This window comes from Pseudomonas sp. HMSC065H01 (assembly GCF_001815235.1).
Lineage (GTDB): Bacteria > Pseudomonadota > Gammaproteobacteria > Pseudomonadales > Pseudomonadaceae > Pseudomonas > Pseudomonas aeruginosa.
In genome coordinates this window covers 40,330-63,114 of the sequence record NZ_KV819895.1, presented here as the reverse complement: position 1 = coordinate 63,114, position 22,785 = coordinate 40,330, and the positions used below count along the sequence as shown (strand labels likewise).

The following is a 22,785-nucleotide window of genomic DNA, read 5'->3' as shown; positions in this document are numbered from 1 at the left end:
CAGGGCCTGTGGCGCCCCGCCGGAGCGGAGGCGCCGAGGTCCGAATGCGACGGCGACCGGTACGGTCGCAGCGACCGTACCGATGGCAGACTACTGCGACTTGCGAACCCGCAGGTACCATTCCGACAGCAGGCGGACCTGCTTCTCGGTGTAGCCGCGCTCGACCATGCGTTTGACGAAGTCGTTGTGCTTCTGCTGGTCCTCCTTGCTGGCCTTGGCGTTGAAGCTGATGACCGGAAGCAGGTCCTCGGTGTTGGAGAACATCTTCTTCTCGATCACTACGCGCAGCTTCTCGTAGGACAGCCAACTCGGGTTCTTGCCGTTGTTGCCGGCGCGGGCGCGCAGCACGAAGTTGACGATCTCGTTGCGGAAGTCCTTCGGGTTGCTGATGCCCGCGGGTTTCTCGATCTTCTCCAGTTCCTCGTTGAGGGCGGCGCGGTTGAGGATCTCGCCGGTTTCCGGGTCGCGGTATTCCTGGTCCTGGATCCAGAAGTCGGCGTACAGCACATAGCGGTCGAAGATGTTCTGACCGTATTCGCTGTAGGACTCCAGGTAGGCGGTCTGGATTTCCTTGCCGATGAACTCGACGTAGCGCGGCGCCAGGTATTCCTTGATGAAGCGCAGGTAGCGCTCGCGGGTTTCCGGCTGGAACTGTTCCTGCTCGATCTGCTGTTCGAGGACGTAGAGCAGGTGTACCGGGTTGGCCGCTACCTCGTGCGGGTCGAAGTTGAATACCTTGGAGAGGATCTTGAAGGCGAAGCGGGTGGAAAGCCCGGCCATGCCTTCGTCGACCCCGGCCGAGTCGCGGTATTCCTGGATCGACTTGGCCTTGGGATCGGTATCTTTCAGGTTTTCGCCGTCATATACCCGCATCTTCGAGTAGATATTCGAGTTTTCCGGCTCTTTCAGCCTCGACAGCACGGAGAACTGCGAGAGCATCTTCAGGGTGTCTGGCGCGCAGTGGGCATGCGCCAGCGAGCTGTTGACCAGCAACTTGTCGTAGATCTTGATCTCGTCCGCCACACGCAGGCAGTACGGCACCTTGACGATGTAGATGCGGTCGATGAAGGCCTCGTTGTTCTTGTTGTTGCGGAAACTGTGCCATTCCGACTCGTTGGAGTGAGCCAGGATGATGCCGCTGTAGGGCAGGGCACCGAGGCCTTCGGTGCTGTTGTAGTTGCCTTCCTGGGTCGCGGTCAGCAGCGGGTGCAGGACCTTGATCGGGGCCTTGAACATCTCGACGAATTCCATCAGGCCCTGGTTGGCCCGGCAGAGGGCGCCCGAATAGCTGTAGGCGTCCGCGTCGTTCTGCGGGTATTCCTCCAGCTTGCGGATGTCGACCTTGCCGACCAGCGCGGATATATCCTGGTTGTTCTCGTCGCCGGGTTCGGTCTTGGCGATGGCGATCTGGTTGAGGATCGAGGGGTACAGCTTGACCACGCGGAACTGGCTGATGTCGCCGCCGAATTCGTTGAGGCGCTTGGTTGCCCAGGGCGACATGATCGAGCGCAGGTAGCGCCTCGGGATGCCGTAGTCCTCCTCGAGGATGGCGCCGTCTTCGTCGGGGTTGAACAAGCCCAGCGGCGACTCGAAGACCGGTGAGCCCTTGATCGCGTAGAAGGGCACCTTCTCCATCAGTTGCTTGAGTTTTTCCGCCAGGGAGGATTTACCGCCGCCGACCGGGCCGAGCAGGTAAAGGATCTGCTTCTTCTCCTCCAGGCCCTGGGCCGCGTGGCGGAAGAACGCGACGATCTGGTCGATGCATTCCTCCATGCCGTGGAAGTCGGCGAACGCCGGGTAGCGGCGAATCACCTTGTTGGAGAAGATCCGCGACAGCCTGGAGTCCACCGAGGTGTCCAGCAATTCCGGCTCGCCGATCGCCATCAGCAGGCGCTCGGCGGCAGAGGCATAGGCTGTCTTGTCTTGCTTGCAGAGGTCGAGATATTCCTGGAGGGAATATTCCTCTTGGCGGGTCGCTTCGAAGCGTTCCTGGAAGTGACTGAAAATGCTCATGACGTCTCCTCGCTCGATGCAGTGAGCCGGCGCGGGATCGGTCGTGCGGGTGCGGGGGGGCCGCCAGCCAGGCCGGCGAGAATCCCCCAGACTCCGTCGCTGCACGGTGCTTCCCTTTCCGCCAGCGCTCCTAACGGTCACAGCCGATGGCCCGGAAGCCGGTGTGCCGGCTCTCCCCTGTTTTGGATGGCCTGAGGAAAAGAATAGTTCGTTCTGGACGGAGTAAAGGAAGAAAGGCGAGAGAAGTTACAGTTTTTTTGGCGGGGTAGCGGCGCGGCCTACTCCGCTTCGCCGCTGCTGGTATCCGCGGGATAGACGCTGCGCCATAGCTCGAAGCCGCCGTCGAGGCTGTAGACGTCGCTGAAGCCCTGCTGGATGAAATAGGCGGCGGCGCTCTGGCTGGAGTTACCGTGGTAGCAGACCACCACCAGCGGAGCGTCGAGGTCGGCGGCGGCGATGAAGTCCGCCACCGAGTGGTTGTCGATGTGCCGCGAGCCGCTGATGTGGCCGACAGCGAAGCTCTGCGGGTCGCGGATGTCGACCACCTGGGCGCCGTTTTCGCGGAGCTGGCGGGCCTGTTCGGGGGCGATGCGCTGGAAGGTGTCGCTCATGTCGGGGTACCTGTGTACAGGGCGTCCACCGGACGCCGGGGATTCATGCGGGCGTGGCGGCGGGTCTGGCCGGCGCGCGCTGTTCGGCGCAATCGCAGCTCAGGCGTTCGCCGCTGTCGACGTTCAACAGGGTCATCCGCGCGCCCCAGACGCAGCCGGTGTCCAGGGCGAACAGGCCGGGCTCGTCGCAGTGACCTTCGAGGGCCGCCCAGTGGCCGAAGATGATCTTCTCACCGCGGGTCTTGCGCGAAGGGAAGCTGAACCAGGGGGCGTAGCCGGGCGGCGCGGTGTCGAGGCCTTCCTTGCTCTTCAGGTCGAGCTTGCCATCTTCGGTGCAGAAACGCATGCGGGTGAAGTAGTTGGTGATCACCCTCAGGCGGTCGATGCCATGCAGCTTCTTGTCCCACTTGGCCGGCTCGTTGCCGTACATGCCGTCGAGGAACAGCGGCAGGCGCTGGTCGTCGCGCAATGCTTGCTCCACCTCGGCTGCGCGCAGGCGGGCTTTTTCCAGGCTCCACTGCGGGGGGATGCCGGCATGCACCAGGGCGACTTTGCGTTGTTCGTCATAGTGCAGCAGCGGCAGGCGACGCAGCCAGTCGAGCAGTGGCTCGCGGTCCGGCGCCTCGAGGATTTCCCGCAGCGTGTCGGACTTCTTCAGGCGCTCGGACTTGTGCGCCACCGCCAGCAGGTGCAGGTCGTGGTTGCCCAGGACGCTGACCACCGACTCACGCATGGCATAGAGGAAGCGCAGCGTCTCCAGGGACTGCGGGCCGCGGTTGACCAGGTCGCCGACCAGCCACAGGCGGTCCTTGGCCGGGTCGAAGGCGACGCGCTCCAGCAGGCATTTCAGGGGATCCAGGCAACCCTGCAGGTCGCCTACCGCGTAGACCGCCATCAGTGCAGCGCTCCCGGTACGGCCAGGCGAAACACCGGGATCGCGGCGTCGAAGGCGATTCCGTCGCTGCCGAGCATCTGATAGCTGCCGCGCATGCTGCCGACCCGGGTCGCCAGCACCGTGCCGCTGGTGTAGGTGTGTTGCGCGCCGGGGGCGATCAGCGGTTGCTCGCCGACCACGCCGGCGCCGCGAACTTCCTGGGTACGGCCGTCGCCGTCGGTGATGATCCAGTGGCGCGACAGCAGTTGGGCCGGAACCTCGCCCTGGTTCTCGATGGTCACCGTGTAGGCGAAGGCGAAACGGTTCTGCTCCGGGGCGGACTGTTCCGGAAGGTAGCGGGTGTCGACCCTGACGTTGACCTGGTGCTGGGTATCGCTCATACGGCTTGCCTGATTCCTGACGAGTGTCTCATCAGACTAACGATTGCCTGGCAGCTCGGCCAGCCGGTTGGCCAGGCGGACGAATGCGGCCAGGTCGAGTTGTTCGGGACGAAGGGTCGGATCGACCTCTGCAGCCTCGATGTCCTCGACGCTCAGGAGAGGCTTGAGGGTGTTGCGCAGGGTCTTGCGGCGCTGGTTGAAGGCCTCGCGGACCACCCGTTCGAGCAGTTTCGGGTCGCGTGCCGGATGGGGCGGCTCGGCGAAGGGGGTGAGGCGGACGATGGCCGAGTCGACCTTGGGCGGCGGGTTGAACGCGCCGGGGCCGACGTTGAACAGGTGCTCCACCCGACAGTGATACTGGACCATGATCGAGAGCCGGCCCCAGTCCCCGCCGCCCGGCGTGGCCGCCAGGCGCTCGACCACTTCCTTCTGCAGCATGAAGTGCATGTCCTCGATCACCGGCGCGTACTCCAGCAGATGGAAGATCAGTGGCGTGGAGATGTTGTAGGGCAGGTTGCCGACCACTCGCAGCTTCTCGCCGCTCTCCACCAGCGAGGCGAAATCGAACTTGAGGGCGTCGCCCTGGTGCAGGCTGAAGCGCGACTCGAGGCCGAATTTCAGCTTCAACAGGGGGATCAGGTCCTGGTCGAGCTCGATCACGTCCAGGCGTGCGCCGCTGCCCAGCAGTCCCTCGGTCAGGGCGCCCTGGCCCGGGCCGATCTCCAGCAGGCGCTGACCCTCGCGGGCATGGATGGCACGGAGGATGCGGTGAATCACCCCGGCATCGTGCAGGAAGTTCTGGCCGAAGCGCTTGCGCGCGCGGTGTTGGTAAAGCTCGGACATTGGAAACGGTTCCAGGCTGCGGGCCCCAGGCCAAGGCGGGAGGCGCGGATGCGAAAGGGCGCCATTTTAACAGCGAAGCGTCGGGCCGGCAGGGCTAAACGATGGCCGACCGCCGTCAGCAGCGGCTGGCCGCCATCTGGTAGGCGGTTTCCAGGGCGACCTGCAGGCTGCCGCTATCGATGCGGCCGCTTCCGGCCAGGTCGAGCGCGGTACCGTGGTCGACAGAGGTGCGGATGATCGGCAGGCCGAGGGTCACGTTCACGGCGGCACCGAAGCCCTTGTACTTGAGCACGGGGAGACCCTGGTCGTGGTACATCGCCAGCACTGCGTCGCAATGCTCCAGGTGCTTGGGAGTGAACAGGGTGTCGGCCGGCAGCGGGCCGATCAGGTCGAGGCCTTCGCCACGCAGGCGCTCGAGGCAGGGTTCGATCACCTCGATCTCTTCCCGGCCCAGGTGACCGCCTTCGCCGGCGTGCGGGTTGAGTCCGCAGACCAGGATGCGCGGATGGGCGATGCCGAACTTGTCGCGCAGGTCGGCGTGGAGGATGCGCGCGACCCGGGACAGGCGCTCGTCGCTAATGGCGTCGGCGACCTCGCGCAGCGGCAGGTGGGTGGTCGCCAGGGCAACGCGCAGGCCACGAGTGGCCAGCATCATCACCACCTGGGCGGTGTGGGTGAGGTCGGCGAGGAATTCGGTATGGCCGGAAAAGGGGATGCCGGCTTCGTTGATCACGCCCTTGTGCACCGGTGCGGTGATCATCCCGGCGAAGTGCCCGTCGAGGCAGCCCTGGCCGGCGCGGGTCAGGGTTTCCAGGACGTAGGCGGCGTTGGCTCGGTCCAATTGCCCGGGCCGGACCGGGGCGGCCAGGGGCGTATCCCATATGTACAGTTGGCCGGCCTTGGCCGGTCGCTCTGGCCAGGCGGCCGGGGAAACGTCCTTAAGGTCGATCGCCAGGCCCAGTTGGCCGGCGCGCTCTTGCAGGAGCGTGCGGCTGGCGATGGCGATCAGGGGGTGGGGCTGGGCGGAGCGGGCGAGCAGCAGGCACAGATCGGGTCCGATACCTGCCGGCTCGCCGGGAGTGAGCGCGAAGCGCAGGCTCACTGCTTGATTTCCACGTAGGCCTCGTCGCGGATTTGCCGCAGCCAGGCTTGCAGTTCCTCGTCGTACTTGCGGTTGCGCAGTACGCTTACCGCCTGCTGCTCGCGGAACTTCTCGCTGCTGTCGGTGGCGCGACGGCCGAGGACCTGCAGGATGTGCCAGCCGAACTGCGAGCGGAACGGCTTGGACAGCTCGCCCTGCGGGGTATCGTTCATCACCTGGCGGAACTCGGGCACCAGGGCTTCCGGGTCGATCCAGTTCAGGTCGCCGCCGTTGAGGGCGGAACCCGGATCTTCGGAGAAGCTCTTCGCCAGTTCGCCGAAGTCTTCCCCGGACTGGATGCGCTCGTACAGCTTCTGCGCCAGCTTCTCGGTCTCCGCTTCGCTGCGGATTTCGCTGGGCTTGAGCAGGATATGGCGGACATGCACTTCGTCACGGACCATCTTGCTGCCGCCGCGCTTCTCTTCCAGCTTGAGGATGATGAAGCCGCCGGGGGTGCGGACAGGCTCGGTGACGTCGCCGACGGCCAGGGAGCCGATCATGCTGTCGAACGGCTGCGGCAACTGGGCGGCCTTGCGCCAGCCGATCTCGCCGCCTTCCAGGGCGTTGTCGCCGGCCGAGCGGGAAATCGCCAGTTGGCCGAAGTCGGCGCCCTGCTTGAGCTGCTGGTAAAGCTCCTGGGCCTGCCTTGCGGCGGCCTGGATCACGTCCGAGGACGCGGCTTCCGGCACCGGGATCAGGATATTGGCCAGGCGATACTCTTCGGAAAGCTGGATCTTGCCCATGTCCGAGGCGAGGAAATTCTTCACCTCCTGCTCGCTGACCTGGATGCGCTCGGCGACCCGGCGCTGGCGCACACGGCTGATCACCATCTCGCGACGGACCTGCTCGCGGGCGTCGGCGTAGGACAGGCCGTCGCGGGTGAGGGCGGCCTGGAACTGCTCCAGGCTCATGCCGTTGCGCTGGGCGATGGTGCCCATCGCCTGGTTCAGCTCCTCGTCGGAGATACGGATGCCGGAGCGGTCGCCGATCTGCTGCTGGATGTTCTCGATGATCAGGCGTTCCAGCACCTGCTGGGTCAGCACGTGCTCGGGCGGCAGCGGCGCGCCGCGCTTGAGCAGCGTCTGGTGCACTTCACGCAGGCGCTGGTCGAGCTGGCTCTGCATGATCACATCGTTGTCGACGATGGCGACGACCCGGTCCAGTGGTACCACTTCGGCATGCGCGAAGGAGCAAAGGAGTGCTGCGCCCAATGCAAGGGGGCGCAGCCGGTTACATAGCTTGATCTTCACGTTGACGATAACCTTGGATGCCTTTGTCGAGGAACATTTCAGCCTTGTTGCCCACGATGCCGCCGAGGCCCTTCAGGACGATCTGCAGGAAGATGCCGCGGTCGGCTTTTTCATTTTGGTTGAGGAAGGCATCGTCATCCACGTCCAGCCAGTAACGGTTGATCAGACGCAGCTTCCAGCAGCAGCTGTCGTATTCGAAGCCACCGAAGGCCTCGAGTGTGCGGTTCTTGTTGTAGTCGTACTGCCAGCGGGCGAGTACGGACCACTGCGGTACCAGCGGCCAGATGACCGAGAAGTCGTGCTGTTTGATGATGTCGTCTTCACGGCCGTACATGTACCGACCAGTTGCACCGTTGAAGCGGCGGGCGTCTTCACGGTACCGGTAACCGGCGTTGACCACTTTGTTCGGGTTGTCTTCCGGCTGGTAGTGGAACATTGCACTGCCCGACTCGGTACGGCTGGTGTTGGGGTTCCAGTTGAAGTCGGAACTAACCCTCCAGTCGCGATTGAAGCGATATTGCCCCATCAGTGCATATGGCGAACGCCAGCTATCGGTATCCGGATCCTTCAGATCAGGATTGGTCACGCGCAGACGATCCAAATCTTTTTCGGTCAGGCCGGGCAGTTGTACACGACGATCACGGAAATAGTAAATCTGGCCAGCGCTCAAGCTGGCGCGCTCGAATCCGTTGGATTCGATGAAGCGGGTAGTCACGCCGAGCGACAATTGGTTGGCGTCTCCGATACGGTCACGGCCGGAGAACCGATTCTCTCGCCAGAGGGAGTCATAGCTGAACGACGGTTCGCTGGTGTCGAATACCGGAATATTGTCCTGGTCCTTGTACGGAACGTACAGATACATCGCTCTTGGTTCCAGGGTTTGTCGGAACTGCGTGCCGGCAAAGGTCGTATCACGATCAAAATACAGGCCACTATCAACCTTGACCAACGGAAGCGAGCGATCCTGACTGCTATCGAATGTTTCGTCATATGCAGTAAGGGTTTGCTTGCCCTGGCTGTCCAGATCCAGATCGTACTTCGTATAGAGGAACTTCAGGGTCGGGGTCAGATAGCCCCAACTCTGGGTCATCGGCAGACTCATGCCTGGCTCAAGATGGATACGGTCACCGGTGGAGCGCGCAAGCCCCTTCAGATATGCGTCGGGGCGTCGCCCCCAAACGCTACCGTCGTCGTTCAGGTAGACATTGTCATCCAAATCCCGGTCGAAACGTACGAACTCAGTGCTGTAGTTGAGCTTCACCCCGCCTGGCTCGTAGGGAATGAATCCATTGAAAGTGATTTGCGGCAAGCGTTCGTAGGGTGTCACGTCTGTAGTCGTTGCCAACTGGTACGCTTGAGCGTTCAGCTGGCCGGTGAAGGTATCACCGCGATAGGTCAGCGTGCCCCGCTGGTTGAGATAGGTCGTGCTACCCACGCCCAGGTCGGAATCCAGATCCTGGAAGTAATAGGGATCGCTGATCCGCGTGTAGTCGACCTCGGCCAGCCAGCGCGAATCGAGGCCGGTGGTGTTCTTGAGGCCGTACAGCCAGCGGTCCTTGCTGTAGTCCGGGAAGTTCTCGCGGTGATCGTCCTTGTCGTTCAGGTAGGCGGCGTTGACGGTGCCTTCGCTGCTGTGGGTCAGGTAGCGGAACTCGCCTTCCAGCATCATGCCGCGCTTGGCCATGTAGCGCGGGTACAACGTGGCGTCGTAGTTCGGCGCCAGGTTGAAGTAGTACGGGGTGACCAGGGTGAAGCCGGTGTCGCTGGTGCTGCTGAAGCTCGGCGGCAGGAAGCCGGACTGGCGGCGGTCGTCGATCGGGAAATAGATGTACGGGGTGTAGAACACCGGGAAATCTTTGACCCGCAGGGTCGCGTTGGTCGCGGTGCCGAAGCCGGTGGCCGGGTTCAGCTTGACGTTGTTGCCCTTCAGGGTCCAGGCGTTGCTGCTCGGTTCGCAGCGGGTGTAGGTGCCATCCTTGAGCATGATGATGGCGTTCTCGCTGCGCTTGGCGTAGAGCGCGCTGCCGCGGGCATGGGCCTTGTGGATCACGTACTCGGCGTTGTCGACCTGGGCTTCGCCGTTGTCCAACTGGACCTGGGCGTGGTCGCCGACCACCAGCATGCCCTTGTCGCGCAGCTTGACGTTGCCGACCAGTTCGCCGCGGTTTTCCAGCTGGTGCAGGTTGGCCTCGTCGCCTTCCACCTGCATGCTGCCCTGGCGCAGGACCACGTCACCGGCGAGGGTGGCGATCTGTTTTTCCTGCTCGTAGCGCGAAGCCTTGGCGGATACGTAGGTCGGGCTCTCGTCGCTGGGCGCGCCGTCATCCATGCCCGGACGCACCGGCTCGATGTAGGAGCCGCCGCAATAGGGGCCGATTTCCGCCAACTGGGCGGCGGTCAGTTTTTCCCGAGGAATCCAGTCGAGGTGCGAGTAGTCCGCACTGCGGGATTTCAGCGCGCGACCGCCGGACTCGGTGACCAGGCGCTGGGTCGGCTCTGCCTCGACGGTTTCGCCTCCGCTGCCGGATACACTGGTGCCCGCCGCGGCGGTGCTGACCGAGGTCGCGGTATGCGCCGGGCGCGGTGGCAGGTTGGCATTGGCGTTCTGCAGCGGGGAGCAATCCCAGCCGCCGGTGGCCGATACCTTGCAGTCGAACTGATCGGCGGCCTGTACAGTCAATGCTGCGACCGGCTGCAGAGCCAGCAGGCTGCCGGTGACCAGCAGGGGAAACTTTCTTCGAAACACGAGGGATTTCACTGCCATCTTGTTAATCCGGGCTTCCTGCGCGCCATCGGCCCGGTGGGCCGCACGCCTCTCGATGGGCTGAAAAAGATGCTGGATAATAAAGCATGACCTGCGCAACGGCTAGGGCCGTGGAGAACCCCGTAAATGTCTGATGATGCCCGTTTCCAGCAGCTGAATCGCTGGTTGGACTCTTGTTTGCCCGAGTTGTTCGTTGCCGAAGGTTGGGGGGAAGTGCCCCCCGCCGAACTGATCCCGGCCAGTAGCGACGCCAGCTTCCGTCGTTATTTCCGCTGGCAGGGAGGGGACCGCAGCCTGGTGGTGATGGACGCGCCGCCGCCCCAGGAAGACTGCCGACCGTTCGTCAAGGTCGCCGGACTGCTCGCCGGAGCCGGCGTGCATGTGCCGAGGATTCTCGCCCAGGATCTGGAGAACGGTTTCCTGCTGCTCAGTGACCTGGGCCGGCAGACCTACCTCGACGTGCTTCATCCCGGGAATGCCGACGAGCTGTTCGAACCGGCCCTGGATGCGCTGATCGCCTTCCAGAAGGTCGATGTCGCCGGTGTCCTGCCTGCCTACGACGAAGCGGTGCTGCGCCGCGAGCTGCAGCTGTTCCCCGAATGGTACCTGGCCCGCCACCTCGGCGTGGAGCTGGAGGGCGAGACGCTGGCCCGCTGGAAACGGATCTGCGACCTGCTGGTACGCAGCGCGCTGGAGCAACCGCGGGTGTTCGTCCATCGCGACTATATGCCGCGCAATCTGATGCTCAGCGAGCCCAACCCGGGCGTCCTCGACTTCCAGGACGCCCTGCACGGCCCGGTCACCTACGATGTCACCTGCCTGTACAAGGACGCCTTCGTCAGTTGGCCGGAGCCGCGCGTGCATGCCGCGCTGAACCGTTACTGGAAGAAGGCGACCTGGGCCGGCATCCCGCTGCCGCCAAGCTTCGAGGACTTCCTCCGTGCCAGCGACCTGATGGGCGTGCAGCGCCACCTGAAGGTGATTGGCATCTTCGCCCGTATCTGTCACCGCGACGGTAAGCCGCGCTACCTGGGTGACGTGCCGCGCTTCTTCCGTTATCTGGAAACCGCCGTGGCGCGCCGTCCCGAGCTGGCCGAACTGGGCGAGCTGCTGGCCTCGCTGCCGCAGGGAGCCGAGGCATGAAGGCGATGATCCTCGCCGCCGGGCGTGGCGAGCGCATGCGGCCGACCACCCTGCACACGCCCAAGCCGCTGATCGAGGCCGCCGGCGTGCCATTGATCGAGCGTCAGTTGCTGGCGCTGCGCCAGGCCGGAGTCGACGACTGGGTGATCAACCATGCCTGGCTTGGCGAGCAGATCGAGGCCTATCTCGGCGACGGTTCGCGCCTGGGCGGGCGGATCGCCTATTCCCCGGAGGGTGAACCGCTGGAAACCGGTGGCGGAATCTTCCGCGCCCTGCCGTTGCTCGGCGAGCAGCCGTTCCTGTTGCTCAACGGCGATGTCTGGAGCGACTTCGACTACTCTCGGCTGCATCTTGCCGACGGCGACCTGGCGCATCTGGTGCTGGTCGACAACCCGGCGCACCATCCCGCCGGCGATTTCCACCTGGATGCCGGCGGACGGGTGGGCGAGACCCGCGAAGCGGGCGGCAACCTGACCTACAGCGGGATCGCCGTACTGCATCCCGCGCTGTTCGAGGGCTGCCAGCCGGGCGCCTTCAAGCTGGCGCCGCTATTGCGCAAGGCCATCGCCGCGGGGCGGGTCAGCGGCGAACACTATCGTGGGCAGTGGGTCGACGTCGGTACCCACGAGCGCCTGGCGGAAGTCGAGCGATTGCTGGCGGAGCACGCCTGAGATGCTCTGGCCCGCTACGCTGATCGGAGCCGGAGCCGGCTGGGCCCTGGCCAGCATCCCCGGCGCCCTGCTCGGCGGCCTGCTGGGGCAACTGCTGGACCGCAGGTTGCATCTGGAGTCCTGGCGCGGCCTGCTGGCGCGCTTGCGCGGGCGGGCGGTGAACGATGAGGACGACCTGCTGTTCCAGTTGCTCGGCTATCTGGCCAAGAGCGGCGGGCGGGTGGAGGAGATGCATATCCGCCAGGCGCGCGAGGAGATGGCGTTGCGCAAGCTCGATAGGCGAGCCCAGCGGCGTGCCATCGCGTCCTTCGGCAAGGGCAAGGCCGGCATCGCCCATCTGCAGGCGGAGGTCGCGCGTCTGAAGGGCGAACGTGCGGAGGCAGTATTGCTCGCCTGCTGGCGGATGGCCTGGGCTGGCGGCGTGCTCAGCCAGTCGGCGCGACAACTGGTGTTGCAATGGGGGCGCTGGCTGGGTTGGTCGGCGGAGCGAACGGAACGCTTGTCGGCGCGGGTCATGCCGAAGCGGACGCGCGCTGTCGCCCGGGATAGCTACCGTGAGGCCCTGCTGCTGCTCGGCGTGGAGGCCGGAAGCGAGCCGGCGCTGATCAAACGCGCCTATCGCAAGCTGATCAGCCAGCACCATCCGGACAAACTGGCGGGAGCCGGCGCCAGCGTCGAGCGCGTGCGTGCGGCTACCGAGAAAACCCGTGAATTGCAGGCGGCCTACGCCCTGGTCCGAGAGCGTGAGGGGTTCCGCTGATCACTCCGCAGGTTTCTGCGCATCGGCCTGCAGGTGAAGGCTGAGCCAGCCGCGGATTCGTCGGTACAGTTGCTCCTGCTCCGCCTTGGGGTCGGCCGGTAGCGCCTGCATCGCGATTTGTACGTAGGCCGGGTGTTTCTGCCGCTTGCCGGCCTGCATGCGCAGCCTGGCCGCCTCGCGGTCGGCGCGGGCGTCGCGGTAATAGAAGTCGCCGGTCGCCAGTTTCAGCTTCGGCACCATATCTTCCAGCGCCGGGCGAAAATCGCGCGGTACCTCCGCGGCAACCAGCAGCAGGTTGTGGATTTCCGCAGGCTCCTTCTCCGCCAGGTAGCGTGCCGCCCAATAGGCGCCCGTGCCATGACCGAGCAGGACGACGCTTTTCGGTTCGTGCTGCAGGGCCAGGTCGATGCTCGCCTGCAGGCGCGCCATGACCCGTTCGGCGTGCGCCTTGCGCTGCTCGACCGGATCGATGGCTGGGGGAGGGGCCTGGTCCTCGCTCTGCGCCGGTTCGCCGCTGCCGGCTTCGGCGGTGCTTTCCGGCGCCGGCGCGTTGCCGCTTTCTCCTTTCACGTCAGGCTTGCTTGCGCTGTCCGCGGCGCTGGCGTCCTTGTCGGCGCTGGCGCTGGCAGCGGATTCCGCAGGGCGGGTAACCGGCGCGGTGCTCTGCGGGTCGGGCAGGGCCAGGCTCAGGGTCTGCCAGCCGGCATCCGGCAGTTTGCGCCTTAGCGGGCCGATGGCTTGCGGCCAGTCCGGACTTTCGCCATCACCGGGAACCAGGATCACTACACCTTCGGCCTCGGCGGTGTTGGCTGGCAACCAGAGGGTGAGGAAGCTTTCGTCGCCGGCCTTGAGGATCTGCTGGCCGTCCTCCGGCAACTGGCGCTCCAGCCCCTTGGCCTCGTCCTGGCTGCGCTCGCTGACCGCCGGGCGTTCCACGGGGGCCGGCGGCTGGTCCTTGGCGGCCTCCTCTTCGGCATGAACGAAAGCCGGCGGCAGGAAAGCGGCGGCCAATAGCAGCGGCAGCAGGGCGGAGGGCTTCGGCAGTAGAGAGAAGGCCGGCATTGGAAATTCCCGATAGACAATCCAGAAGGCAGCCTAAACCCAGAGCACTTCTTTGTCAGGCCGAGCCTTCGCATGGTTCGCCGGTCGCGCTCGCGGTAAGGTATGCCCGCTTTTCCTTCCGTTGCGGTGTATTCCGTGGAGTGTCGCCGGCATGTTGCGTCGTTGCTGTCTGCTCTTCTTCTGTCTGCTGTTGAGCCTGCCCGTGCGAGCGGAGGAGTCGGTCGCCTTGCCGCTGACGGCGGAGCTACGGACCTGGCTGGCGGAGCATCGGGAATTGCGCGTCGGGGTGGTCACCGAAGCGCCCTATGCCCAGTACGACCGCCGCCTGCAACAGTATTCCGGGGCCAACGTGGAGCTGATGGGCTGGCTGGCCACGGCAATGCAGGTGACCTTGCGGTGGCAGGGCTATCCCGACCAGGCGGCGCTCGACGATGCCCTGCGCGCTGGGCGCGTGGATATCGCTCCCGGCCTCAGCCAGACCCCAGCCGGGCTGCGCTTGTGGCTGTTCTCCGATCCCTACCTGCGGGTTTCCCGGCTGGTGGTGGGGAAGCGCGATGGCAGCGGCAGCGTCGAATTGGAGCAACTGGAGCGCGATACCCGGGTTGCCGTGCGGGCCGGCAGTTCGGTAGCCGACTACCTCAGCAGCACCTATAGCGGCCTGCAATGGGGGGCGGCCGATTCCGAACGCGAGGTGCTGCGCGCCGTGCTCGCCGGACAGGCACGCTACGCGGTGATCGACGAAGCGCAACTCAGCCGCCTGACTCGCGAGCCGGAGTTCGCCGAGCTAGCGGTGGTTGGCGACATCGGCTACCCGCAACTGCTACGGGTGGCGACCCGTCGCGACTGGCCGGAACTGGCGATGGTGGTCGACCAGGCGTTGCGCTCGCTGCCGCGCAAGTCCCTGGACCAGTTGCACGAGCGCTGGTTGCAACCCAAGTATCCGCGCCTCGGCGAGTCGCCGGGGTTCTGGCAGAACCTGTCGATCCTCCTCGGCCTGCTGCTGGCCGGCGCGCTGGCGGCGGTGTTCCTCCAGCGGCGCCAGCAGCATGCGCTGGAAGCCCGGCTGTACGGCGCCCGCCGCGACCTGGAGCTGCGCCAGGCGGCCGAGGAGGCGCTGCGCCTGACCCAGTTCTCCATCGACAACAGCACCCTGGGCATCCTCTGGGTCAACTGGGACAGCCGCGTACGCTACGCCAACCGCGCCGCCGAACAGATGCTCGGCCATGCCGACGGCCAACTCGTGGACCGTCCGCTGGCCGACTTCGAGCCCGGCCTGGACATGGACCGCTGGTTGAATCTTTGGCGTCGTGCGCGCAATAGCGAGGAGGGCCCGCTCAGCTTCGAGACCCGCTGCCTGCGCGCCGACGGCAGTTGGCTGCCGGCCGACGTCTCGCTTAGCTTCCTGCGCTTCGGCACGTCCGAGTATCTGGTGGTGTTCCTCAGCGACGTCACCGAGCGCCGCCGTGCCCGCGAGGCATTGCAGGAAAGCGAGGCGCGGATGAAGGGCATCGCCTCCAACGTGCCGGGCATGGTCTTCCGCCTGGAGCGCCCGCGGGCCGGCGCGTTTTCCGACTTCGCCTATATCAGCGAGGGCAGCGAGGCGCTGGTCGGCTACAGCGCTCGCGAACTGATCGAGAGCGGCCGCGGCATTCGTGGCCTGGTCCATCCCGACGACCGCGAGCGCTACTGGTCGAGCCAGATGGCTGCCCTCGACGAGAATCGCGACTGGCATTGGCAGGGCCGCATCCTCACCCGCCAGGGCGAATTGCGCTGGGCCGACATCAAGGCTTCGGCGCGCTGTTTCGAGGATGGTCGCGCGGTCTGGGACGGGGTGGTCTGGGACATCACCGCGAACAAGCAGATCGAACTCGAACTCGGCGAGTCGCGCGCCCAGCTCCGCGAGCTGTCGGCGCACCTGGAGTCGGTGCGGGAGGAGGAGAAGGCGCGTATCGCCCGCGAGGTCCATGATGAGCTGGGCCAGGTGCTGACGGTGCTGAAGCTGGAAACCTCGATGTGCGAGCTGGCCTATGCCGATGCCCAGGAGGGCCTGCGCGAACGCCTGGGCAACATGAAAAAGCTGATCGCCCAGTTGTTCCAGCTGGTGCGCGACGTGGCTACCGCACTGCGCCCGCCGATCCTCGACGCCGGAATCGGCTCGGCGGTGGAGTGGCAGGCGCGGCGCTTCGAGGCGCGCACGCAAATTCCCTGCCTGGTGGAGGTGCCGGAGAACTCGCCGCAGTTGGTCGACGCCAAGGCTATCGGCCTGTTCCGCATCCTCCAGGAGGCGTTGACCAATGTCATGCGGCATGCCGAGGCGCATACTGTGCAACTGCGTCTGCTGCGCGAGGGCGACGAGCTGTGCCTGAGCGTCAGCGACGACGGTCGCGGGTTCGATGTTGCCACGGTGGGGCGTGGCAGTTCCTTCGGCCTGGTCGGCATGCGCGAGCGGGTGCTGATGATGGGCGGTACGCTGGACATCGACAGTGCCCCCGGCGAGGGCACCACGCTCAGCGTGAGGATTCCGCTGGGCGTCGCGGGCCCGTGACAAGAACAACCGCCGGCAAGGCGGAACAGCGTGAGGCAGCAAAGAGTGGTGATCCGAGTCCTGGTCGCTGAAGACCACACGATCGTCAGGGAAGGCATCAAGCAACTGATTGGCATGGCCAAGGACCTGCAGGTGGTCGGCGAGGCCACCAATGGCGAGCAGTTGCTGGAAACCCTGCGCGGAACGCCTTGCGAGGTGGTCCTGCTGGATATCTCCATGCCCGGCGTCAATGGCCTCGAGGCGATTCCGCGGATTCGCGCGCTGAACGAGCCGCCGGCGATCCTGGTGTTGTCGATGCACGACGAGGCGCAGATGGCCGCCCGCGCCCTGAAGATAGGTGCTGCCGGCTATGCCACCAAGGACAGCGATCCGGCATTGCTGCTCACCGCGATCCGCAGGGTCGCCGGCGGCGGACGCTACATCGACCCGGACCTTGCCGATCGGATGGTCTTCGAGGTCGGCCTGACCGATTCGCGTCCGCCCCATGCGCTGCTTTCCGAGCGCGAGTTCTCGGTGTTCGAGCGGCTGGTGCAGGGCGCCAACGTCAACGAGATCGCCCAGCAACTGGCGGTCAGCAACAAGACCATCAGTACCCACAAGGCACGCCTGATGCAGAAGCTCAACGCGCATTCGGTAGCCGACCTGGTGCGCTACGCGATGGAGCACCGCCTGCTCTGACAGGGGCGTTCGCCCAGGTTTTGCTCGCGGCTTGTGCGCCAGGTCCGGTTTTCGCGATCTGCTGTCTACCTGGCTTCCGCGCGGCAGGGAATGATGCTTGCCGGCCAACACGATAAGGAGAAGAAACGATGTTGCCAGCCATGAGGACGGGCCTGTTGTGCGCCCTTCTCGGAGTTACCGCGCCCGCCTGGGCGGAATACGTGACCGTGATTTCCTTCGGCGGCGCCAACAAGGAAGCCCAGGAAACCGCGTTCTACAAACCCTTCAAGAGCGCCACCGGCAATCGCGTGGTGCATGGCTCCTACAATGGCGACCTGGCCAAGCTCAAGCGCATGGTGGAGATCAGCCACGTCTCCTGGGACGTGGTGGAAGTCGAGGCGCCGGAGCTGGCGCGCGGTTGCGAGGAAGGTCTGTTCGAGAAGCTGGACATGGCGAAGGTCGGCGATCCCGCGGATTTCGTTCCCGGCGCGGTGCAGCCCTGCGGAGTCGGCATCTTCGTCTGGACCACGCTGCTTGCCTACAACCCCGGCAAGGTTGCGGGCAGCCCGCAGGGCTGGGCGGATTTCTGGGACGTGAAGAAGTTTCCCGGCAAGCGCGGCCTGCGCTGGGGCGCCAAGTACAGCCTGGAGTTCGCCCTGATGGCCGATGGCGTGGCGCCGAAGGACGTCTACCAGACGCTGGCGACGCCCGCCGGCGTCGAGCGGGCATTCCGCAAGCTCGACGAGCTGAAGCCCTATATCCATTGGTGGAAGTCCGGGCAGGACCCTGTGCGCGACCTGGCCGATGGCACGGTGGTGATGAGTTCGGCCTACAACGGGCGGATCGCCGCGGCGCAGGCCGAGAAGCAGCGCCTGGCAATGGTCTGGAGCGGCGGCGTCTACGATTTCGACTTCTGGGCGCTGCCGGTCGGGGTTTGGAAGAAGCAGTTGGCCGAGGAGTTCATCCGTTTCGCCAGCCAGCCGGAGCAGCAGAAGGCTTTCGCCGAGAACATCGCCTACGGCCCGGCCAACCGCAAGGCGGTAGGCCTGCTCGATCCGCAAGTGGCTGCCAACCTGCCGACCGCGCCGCAGAACATGCAGAACGCGGTGGGTATGAACGTGGCCTTCTGGGCGGAGCACGGCGAGGCCCTGGAGCAGCGTTTCCAGAACTGGGCCAAGCGCTGAGGAGGCCGTTGCGCGCCAGCCGGAGAGCGCTGGCGCGCAAACCTTTGCTCTTCTCGAAAGCCCCTTCCCAGAGCGGTTCGGCCCATTCCGGGATGCATCTTTTTTGTAGGGCGATTCCTACAAAGAGCTTTCCTTTCCCCTGATAGAAAACTCTCTTGCCGGCCGATTTGCGTCCTGCGCCGGGTTCTCTAGGCTGTTCGCACAGCATCCATAAAACGAACAAAGGTGCGGTTATGGCCGAGACTCAAGGCGGCGATGTGCTGGTCAGCTTCCGTGGCGTGCAGAAGAGCTACGACGGCGAGACCCTCATCGTGAAGGATCTCAACCTGGACATTCGCAAGGGCGAATTCCTCACCCTGCTCGGCCCCTCCGGGTCCGGCAAGACCACCAGCCTGATGATGCTGGCCGGTTTCGAAACCCCCACCGCCGGCGAAATCCTCCTGGCCGGTCGCTCGATCAACAATGTCCCTCCGCACAAGCGCGACATCGGCATGGTGTTCCAGAACTATGCGCTGTTCCCGCACATGACCGTGGCCGAGAACCTGGCCTTTCCCCTCAGCGTCCGCGGCATGAGCAAGACCGACGTGAAGGAAAGGGTCAAGCGCGCGTTGTCGATGGTCCAGCTCGACGCCTTCGCCGGGCGTTATCCGGCGCAGCTTTCCGGTGGCCAGCAGCAGCGCGTGGCGCTGGCCCGCGCGCTGGTCTTCGAGCCGCAACTGGTGCTGATGGACGAGCCCCTGGGAGCGCTGGACAAGCAACTTCGCGAGCACATGCAGATGGAAATCAAGCATCTGCACCAGCGCCTCGGTGTCACCGTGGTCTACGTCACCCACGACCAGGGCGAGGCGCTGACCATGTCCGACCGGGTGGCGGTGTTCCACCAGGGCGAAATCCAGCAGATCGAGCCGCCGCGCAATCTCTACGAGCAGCCGCGCAACACCTTCGTGGCCAACTTCATCGGTGAGAACAACCGTCTATCCGGGCAGCTTCTCAGTTGCGACGGCGAGCGCTGCGTGGTCGGACTGCCGCGCGGCGAGAAGGTCGAGGCGCTGGCGGTCAACGTCGGCCAGCCGGGCGAGCCGGTAACCTTGTCGATCCGCCCCGAGCGGGTGCGCCTGAACGGTGCCAGCGAGTCTTGCGTCAACCGTTTCTCCGGCCGCGTGGCCGAGTTCGTCTACCTGGGCGACCACGTGCGTGTGCGCCTGGAGGTTTGCGGCCGCGACGACTTCTTCGTCAAGCAGCCGATCGCCGAGCTGGACCCGACGCTGAGCGTCGGTGATGTGGTTCCGCTGGGCTGGCAGGTCGAGCATGTGAGGGCGCTCGACCCTCTGCCGGCGGCGTGAGCGCCGGCAGTCCCGAACCGTACCGAAGCAACCCTGCACTGTGGAGAGAACAATAATGTCGAAATCCCTGAAAGCGGCCAGCCTGAAGTTCGCCACCCTGGCGGCCGGCCTGGCCTGCGCGGCCCAGGCCATGGCGGTGGACCTGACCGTGGTGTCCTTCGGCGGGGCCAACAAGAGCGCCCAGATCAAGGCGTTCTACGAGCCCTACCAGAAAGCCACCGGCAACAGGATCGTCGCCGGCGAATACAACGGCGAGATGGCCAAGGTCAAGGCCATGGTCGATACCAACAGCGTGTCCTGGGACCTGGTGGAAGTGGAGTCGCCGGAGCTGTCGCGCGGCTGCGACGAAGGCCTGTTCGAGGAACTCGACCCGGCGCAGTTCGGCAAGACCGAGGACTTCGTGCCCGGCGCCATCCAACCGTGCGGCGTGGGTTTCTTCGTCTGGTCCACGGTGCTCGCCTACAACGCCGACAAGCTGAAAAGCGCGCCGACCAGTTGGGCGGACTTCTGGGACATCAAGAAATTCCCCGGCAAGCGCGGCCTGCGCAAGGGCGCCAAGTACACCCTCGAATTCGCCCTGATGGCCGATGGCGTGGCGCCGAAGGACGTCTACGGCGTGCTCGCCACCAAGGAAGGCCAGGATCGTGCCTTCAAGAAGCTCGACGAGATCAAGTCGAGCATCCAGTGGTGGGAGGCGGGCGCCCAGCCGCCGCAGTACCTGGCTTCCGGCGATGTGGTGATGAGTTCTGCCTACAACGGTCGGATCGCCGCGGTGCAGAAGGAAAGCAACCTGAAGGTGGTATGGAACGGCGGCATCTACGATTTCGACGCCTGGGCCATCCCGAAGGGGGCGAAGAAACGGGAAGAGACCCTGAAGTTCATCGCCTTCTCGGTGCAGCCCCAGCAGCAGAAGACTTACTCGGAAAACATCGCCTACGGTCCGGCCAACAAGCAGGCGGTGCCGCTGCTGGACAAGGCCCTGCTGAAGGACATGCCGACCACTCCGGAAAACATCCAGAACCAGGTGGCAATGGACGTGACCTTCTGGGCCGACTACGGCGAACAACTGGAACAGCGCTTCAACGCCTGGGCGGCCAGGTAATCCTCGCCTGACCCTCCAGTGAGGGCCGGAGGGGCCGCCGCGCGGCGGCTCCTCCTACCGTTCCACACTTTCCAGGGTCGTTCCCGACGGCCCGCTTTTTTTCCGGAGTTCGCTATGGCCACAGCTGTGCCCATATCCCAGGCCACCGGCAGTACCCTCAAGCAACGCCTGGCGCGCGCCGAGCGGATGAACCGCCTGAAGTCCCAGGCGCTGATCCTGCCCCTGCTGGCCTTCCTGGTCCTGACCTTCCTGGTGCCGATCGCCGCGCTGCTCTACAAGAGCGTGTCCAACCCGGAAGTGGTTCGCTCGTTGCCGCTGACGGTAGAGGCCATCTCCGCCTGGGACGGCAAGTCGCTGCCGGCCGACGCCGTCTACAAGGCGCTCAGCCAGGATCTCGCCGAGGCTCGTCGCAACCAGACCATCGGCGATCTCTCCAAGCGCCTGAACATGGAGCTGGCCGGTTATCGCAGCCTGATGGCGAAGACCGCGCGCAAGCTGCCGTTCAAGGAGGAGCCCGCTTCCTACAAGGACGCCATGGAGCAGCTCGACGAGCGCTGGGGCGACCCCGCCTACTGGCAGGTGATCCGCCGCAACGCCAGCAGCTATACGCCCTATTACCTGCTCGCAGCCCTCGACCACCGGATCGACGATCTCGGCGAAGTGGCGCGCGCCACCCCGGACCAGGCCATCTACCTGGACATCTTCGCCCGCACCTTCTGGATGGGCGCGGTGATCACCGTCATCTGCCTGCTGCTGGCCTACCCGCTGGCCTACCTGCTGGCCAACCTGCCGACGCGCAAGAGCAACCTGCTGATGATCCTGGTCCTGCTGCCGTTCTGGACCTCGATCCTGGTGCGTGTCGCCGCCTGGATCGTCCTGCTGCAATCGGGTGGCCTGATCAACGGCGCGCTGCTCAAGCTCGGCCTGATCGACCAGCCGCTGCAACTGGTGTTCAACCGCACCGGCGTATACATCGCGATGGTGCACATCATGCTGCCGTTCATGATCCTGCCGATCTACAGCGTGATGAAGGGCATTTCGCCGAGCTACATGCGCGCCGCGATTTCCCTCGGCTGCCACCCGTTCGCCAGCTTCTGGCGGGTGTATTTCCCACAGACCGTCGCGGGCGTCGGCGCCGGTTGCCTGCTGGTGTTCATCCTGTCCATCGGCTACTACATCACCCCGGCGCTGCTGGGCAGCCCGAACGACCAGATGGTCAGCTACTTCGTCGCCTTCTATACCAACAGCACCATCAACTGGGGCATGGCCACCGCCCTCGGCGGCCTGCTCCTGCTCGCCACCCTGGTGCTCTACGTCGTCTACAGCTGGCTGGTGGGCGCCAGCCGCCTGCGCCTGGGATAGAGGGCCTTCCGAGAAGGCCAACCGATTCCCCTCTGCCTTCGGAAAAAAGGTTGCCCGGAGGGCGGGGAGAGGGGGATCCGCACGAAACACATTGGAGAGCGAGTCATGCTGAGTCCCTACATGTCCCCGGTCGAGCGCCTGTGGTTCTACTCCCTGCGCATCCTCTGCGGCCTGGTACTGCTGTTCCTGGTACTGCCGGTGCTGGTCATCGTGCCGCTGTCGTTCAACTCCGGCACCTTCCTGGTCTACCCGCTGCAAGGGTTCTCCCTGCGCTGGTACGCCGACTTCTTCCAGTCCGCCGAGTGGATGCGCTCGTTGACCAACAGCATGATCGTCGCTCCGGCGGCGACCCTGCTGGCAATGGTCTTCGGCACTCTGGCCGCGATCGGCCTGACCCGCGGCGAGTTCCGCGGCAAGGCACTGGTGATGAGCCTGATGATTTCGCCGATGGTGGTGCCGGTGGTGATCATCGGCGTGGCCAGCTACCTGTTCTTCGCTCCGCTGGGGCTCGGCAACAGCTACCTGTCGCTGATCGTGGTGCATGCGGTGCTCGGCGTGCCGTTCGTGATCATCACCGTCTCCGCGACCCTGCAGGGGTTCAACTACAACCTGGTGCGCGCCGCCGCCAGCCTCGGCGCGCCGCCGCTGACCACCTTCTTCCGGGTGACCCTGCCGCTGATCGCTCCGGGAGTGATTTCCGGCGCGCTGTTCGCCTTCGCCACCTCGTTCGACGAAGTGGTAGTGACCCTCTTCCTCGCCGGTCCCGAGCAGGCCACCCTGCCGCGGCAGATGTTCAGCGGCATTCGCGAGAACCTGAGCCCCACCATTGCCGCCGCGGCGACCTTGCTGATCGGTTTCTCCGTACTGCTGTTGCTGACCCTGGAATGGCTGCGCGGGCGCAGCGAGAAGATGCGTACCGCACAACCCGGCGGCTGAGGCGCAGGGCGCGCCCGGCTTGGTCCGGGCGTCGGCTGCTGCGGCGAAAAGTCGTCATTTTCACCGCCAAAAACCGATAACGGCTACAATGCGCGCCTTCCGTGATCCCCTTTGAGGTGCGCC

Annotated in this window: 19 protein-coding genes; 10 read left to right on the top strand and 9 right to left on the bottom strand. The window is 65.1% G+C overall.

Translation table 11 applies throughout. The annotated features are described in order from the left end of the window. Positions 1–90 precede the first annotated feature (90 nt). The 8 genes from HMPREF3014_RS16390 to lptD all read right to left on the bottom strand — a co-directional run bounded on the left by HMPREF3014_RS16390 (position 91) and on the right by lptD (position 9,897). Positions 91–2,013 carry a PrkA family serine protein kinase gene (locus tag HMPREF3014_RS16390; protein ID WP_003085078.1) on the bottom strand — a complete coding sequence of 641 codons (1,923 nt, stop codon included), beginning with the start codon at positions 2,011–2,013 and terminating at the stop codon, positions 91–93. 278 nt (positions 2,014–2,291) lie between these two features. After that, complete coding sequence (gene glpE, locus HMPREF3014_RS16385) at positions 2,292–2,624, bottom strand: thiosulfate sulfurtransferase GlpE (RefSeq protein WP_003099577.1); 333 nt, start codon at positions 2,622–2,624, stop codon at positions 2,292–2,294. Positions 2,625–2,667: 43 nt separating this feature from the next. After that, a complete protein-coding gene (locus tag HMPREF3014_RS16380; RefSeq protein ID WP_003113213.1) occupies positions 2,668–3,519 on the bottom strand; it encodes a symmetrical bis(5'-nucleosyl)-tetraphosphatase in 852 nt (283 codons plus the stop codon). Continuing rightward, the gene (gene apaG / locus HMPREF3014_RS16375) at positions 3,519–3,899 is read right to left on the bottom strand and encodes a Co2+/Mg2+ efflux protein ApaG (RefSeq protein WP_003085085.1); all 381 of its coding nucleotides are present in this window, start codon (positions 3,897–3,899) and stop codon (positions 3,519–3,521) included. The genes HMPREF3014_RS16380 and apaG overlap by 1 nt, the downstream gene beginning before the upstream one ends. 36 nt (positions 3,900–3,935) lie before the next feature. Continuing rightward, positions 3,936–4,742 (bottom strand): 16S rRNA (adenine(1518)-N(6)/adenine(1519)-N(6))-dimethyltransferase RsmA, encoded by an 807-nt coding sequence (gene rsmA, locus HMPREF3014_RS16370; protein ID WP_003161932.1) that lies wholly within the window; start codon positions 4,740–4,742, stop codon positions 3,936–3,938. Positions 4,743–4,857: 115 nt separating this feature from the next. Then, positions 4,858–5,844, bottom strand: coding sequence for a 4-hydroxythreonine-4-phosphate dehydrogenase PdxA (gene pdxA / locus HMPREF3014_RS16365; RefSeq protein WP_003085089.1), 987 nt, complete (start codon positions 5,842–5,844; stop codon positions 4,858–4,860). Then, positions 5,841–7,133 (bottom strand): peptidylprolyl isomerase, encoded by a 1,293-nt coding sequence (locus tag HMPREF3014_RS16360; RefSeq protein WP_003109024.1) that lies wholly within the window; start codon positions 7,131–7,133, stop codon positions 5,841–5,843. Before HMPREF3014_RS16360 ends, pdxA begins: the two co-directional genes overlap by 4 nt. Continuing rightward, positions 7,114–9,897: an LPS-assembly protein LptD gene (gene lptD, locus HMPREF3014_RS16355; RefSeq protein ID WP_004352244.1), complete on the bottom strand. Its 2,784-nt coding sequence runs from the start codon at positions 9,895–9,897 to the stop codon at positions 7,114–7,116. The genes HMPREF3014_RS16360 and lptD overlap by 20 nt, the downstream gene beginning before the upstream one ends. A 126-nt stretch (positions 9,898–10,023) precedes the next feature. Between lptD and HMPREF3014_RS16350 the strand changes: the two genes are divergently transcribed. From HMPREF3014_RS16350 to HMPREF3014_RS16340, 3 genes are read left to right on the top strand one after another with little or no spacing between them, the layout of a single operon-like run. Beyond that, positions 10,024–11,040, top strand: a complete 1,017-nt coding sequence (locus HMPREF3014_RS16350; RefSeq protein ID WP_023086928.1) for an aminoglycoside phosphotransferase family protein — start codon at positions 10,024–10,026, stop codon at positions 11,038–11,040. Then, positions 11,037–11,711: an N-acetylmuramate alpha-1-phosphate uridylyltransferase MurU gene (gene murU / locus HMPREF3014_RS16345; protein WP_003117959.1), complete on the top strand. Its 675-nt coding sequence runs from the start codon at positions 11,037–11,039 to the stop codon at positions 11,709–11,711. Before HMPREF3014_RS16350 ends, murU begins: the two co-directional genes overlap by 4 nt. 1 nt (position 11,712) lies before the next feature. Beyond that, a complete protein-coding gene (locus tag HMPREF3014_RS16340) occupies positions 11,713–12,471 on the top strand; it encodes a DnaJ domain-containing protein (protein WP_009875781.1) in 759 nt (252 codons plus the stop codon). On the opposite strand, the gene HMPREF3014_RS16335 is transcribed toward HMPREF3014_RS16340, so the two are convergent. After that, the gene (locus tag HMPREF3014_RS16335; RefSeq protein ID WP_009875782.1) at positions 12,472–13,533 is read right to left on the bottom strand and encodes an alpha/beta hydrolase family protein; all 1,062 of its coding nucleotides are present in this window, start codon (positions 13,531–13,533) and stop codon (positions 12,472–12,474) included. 151 nt (positions 13,534–13,684) lie between these two features. Between HMPREF3014_RS16335 and HMPREF3014_RS16330 the strand changes: the two genes are divergently transcribed. The 7 genes from HMPREF3014_RS16330 to HMPREF3014_RS16300 all read left to right on the top strand — a co-directional run bounded on the left by HMPREF3014_RS16330 (position 13,685) and on the right by HMPREF3014_RS16300 (position 22,662). Further along, the gene (locus HMPREF3014_RS16330; RefSeq protein WP_009875783.1) at positions 13,685–16,078 is read left to right on the top strand and encodes a PAS domain-containing sensor histidine kinase; all 2,394 of its coding nucleotides are present in this window, start codon (positions 13,685–13,687) and stop codon (positions 16,076–16,078) included. A 45-nt stretch (positions 16,079–16,123) separates the two neighbouring features. Next, the gene (locus tag HMPREF3014_RS16325) at positions 16,124–16,756 is read left to right on the top strand and encodes a response regulator (protein WP_003085103.1); all 633 of its coding nucleotides are present in this window, start codon (positions 16,124–16,126) and stop codon (positions 16,754–16,756) included. 128 nt (positions 16,757–16,884) lie between these two features. Then, positions 16,885–17,919: a polyamine ABC transporter substrate-binding protein gene (locus tag HMPREF3014_RS16320; protein ID WP_003085106.1), complete on the top strand. Its 1,035-nt coding sequence runs from the start codon at positions 16,885–16,887 to the stop codon at positions 17,917–17,919. Positions 17,920–18,152: 233 nt separating this feature from the next. After that, positions 18,153–19,262, top strand: a complete 1,110-nt coding sequence (locus HMPREF3014_RS16315) for an ABC transporter ATP-binding protein (RefSeq protein ID WP_003085109.1) — start codon at positions 18,153–18,155, stop codon at positions 19,260–19,262. A 55-nt stretch (positions 19,263–19,317) separates the two neighbouring features. Continuing rightward, positions 19,318–20,364, top strand: coding sequence for an ABC transporter substrate-binding protein (locus HMPREF3014_RS16310; RefSeq protein WP_003099539.1), 1,047 nt, complete (start codon positions 19,318–19,320; stop codon positions 20,362–20,364). Positions 20,365–20,478: 114 nt separating this feature from the next. After that, positions 20,479–21,726 carry an ABC transporter permease gene (locus tag HMPREF3014_RS16305; protein WP_003123930.1) on the top strand — a complete coding sequence of 416 codons (1,248 nt, stop codon included), beginning with the start codon at positions 20,479–20,481 and terminating at the stop codon, positions 21,724–21,726. 105 nt (positions 21,727–21,831) lie between these two features. Beyond that, a complete protein-coding gene (locus HMPREF3014_RS16300; protein ID WP_003099535.1) occupies positions 21,832–22,662 on the top strand; it encodes an ABC transporter permease in 831 nt (276 codons plus the stop codon). The last annotated feature ends 123 nt before the right edge of the window (positions 22,663–22,785 follow it).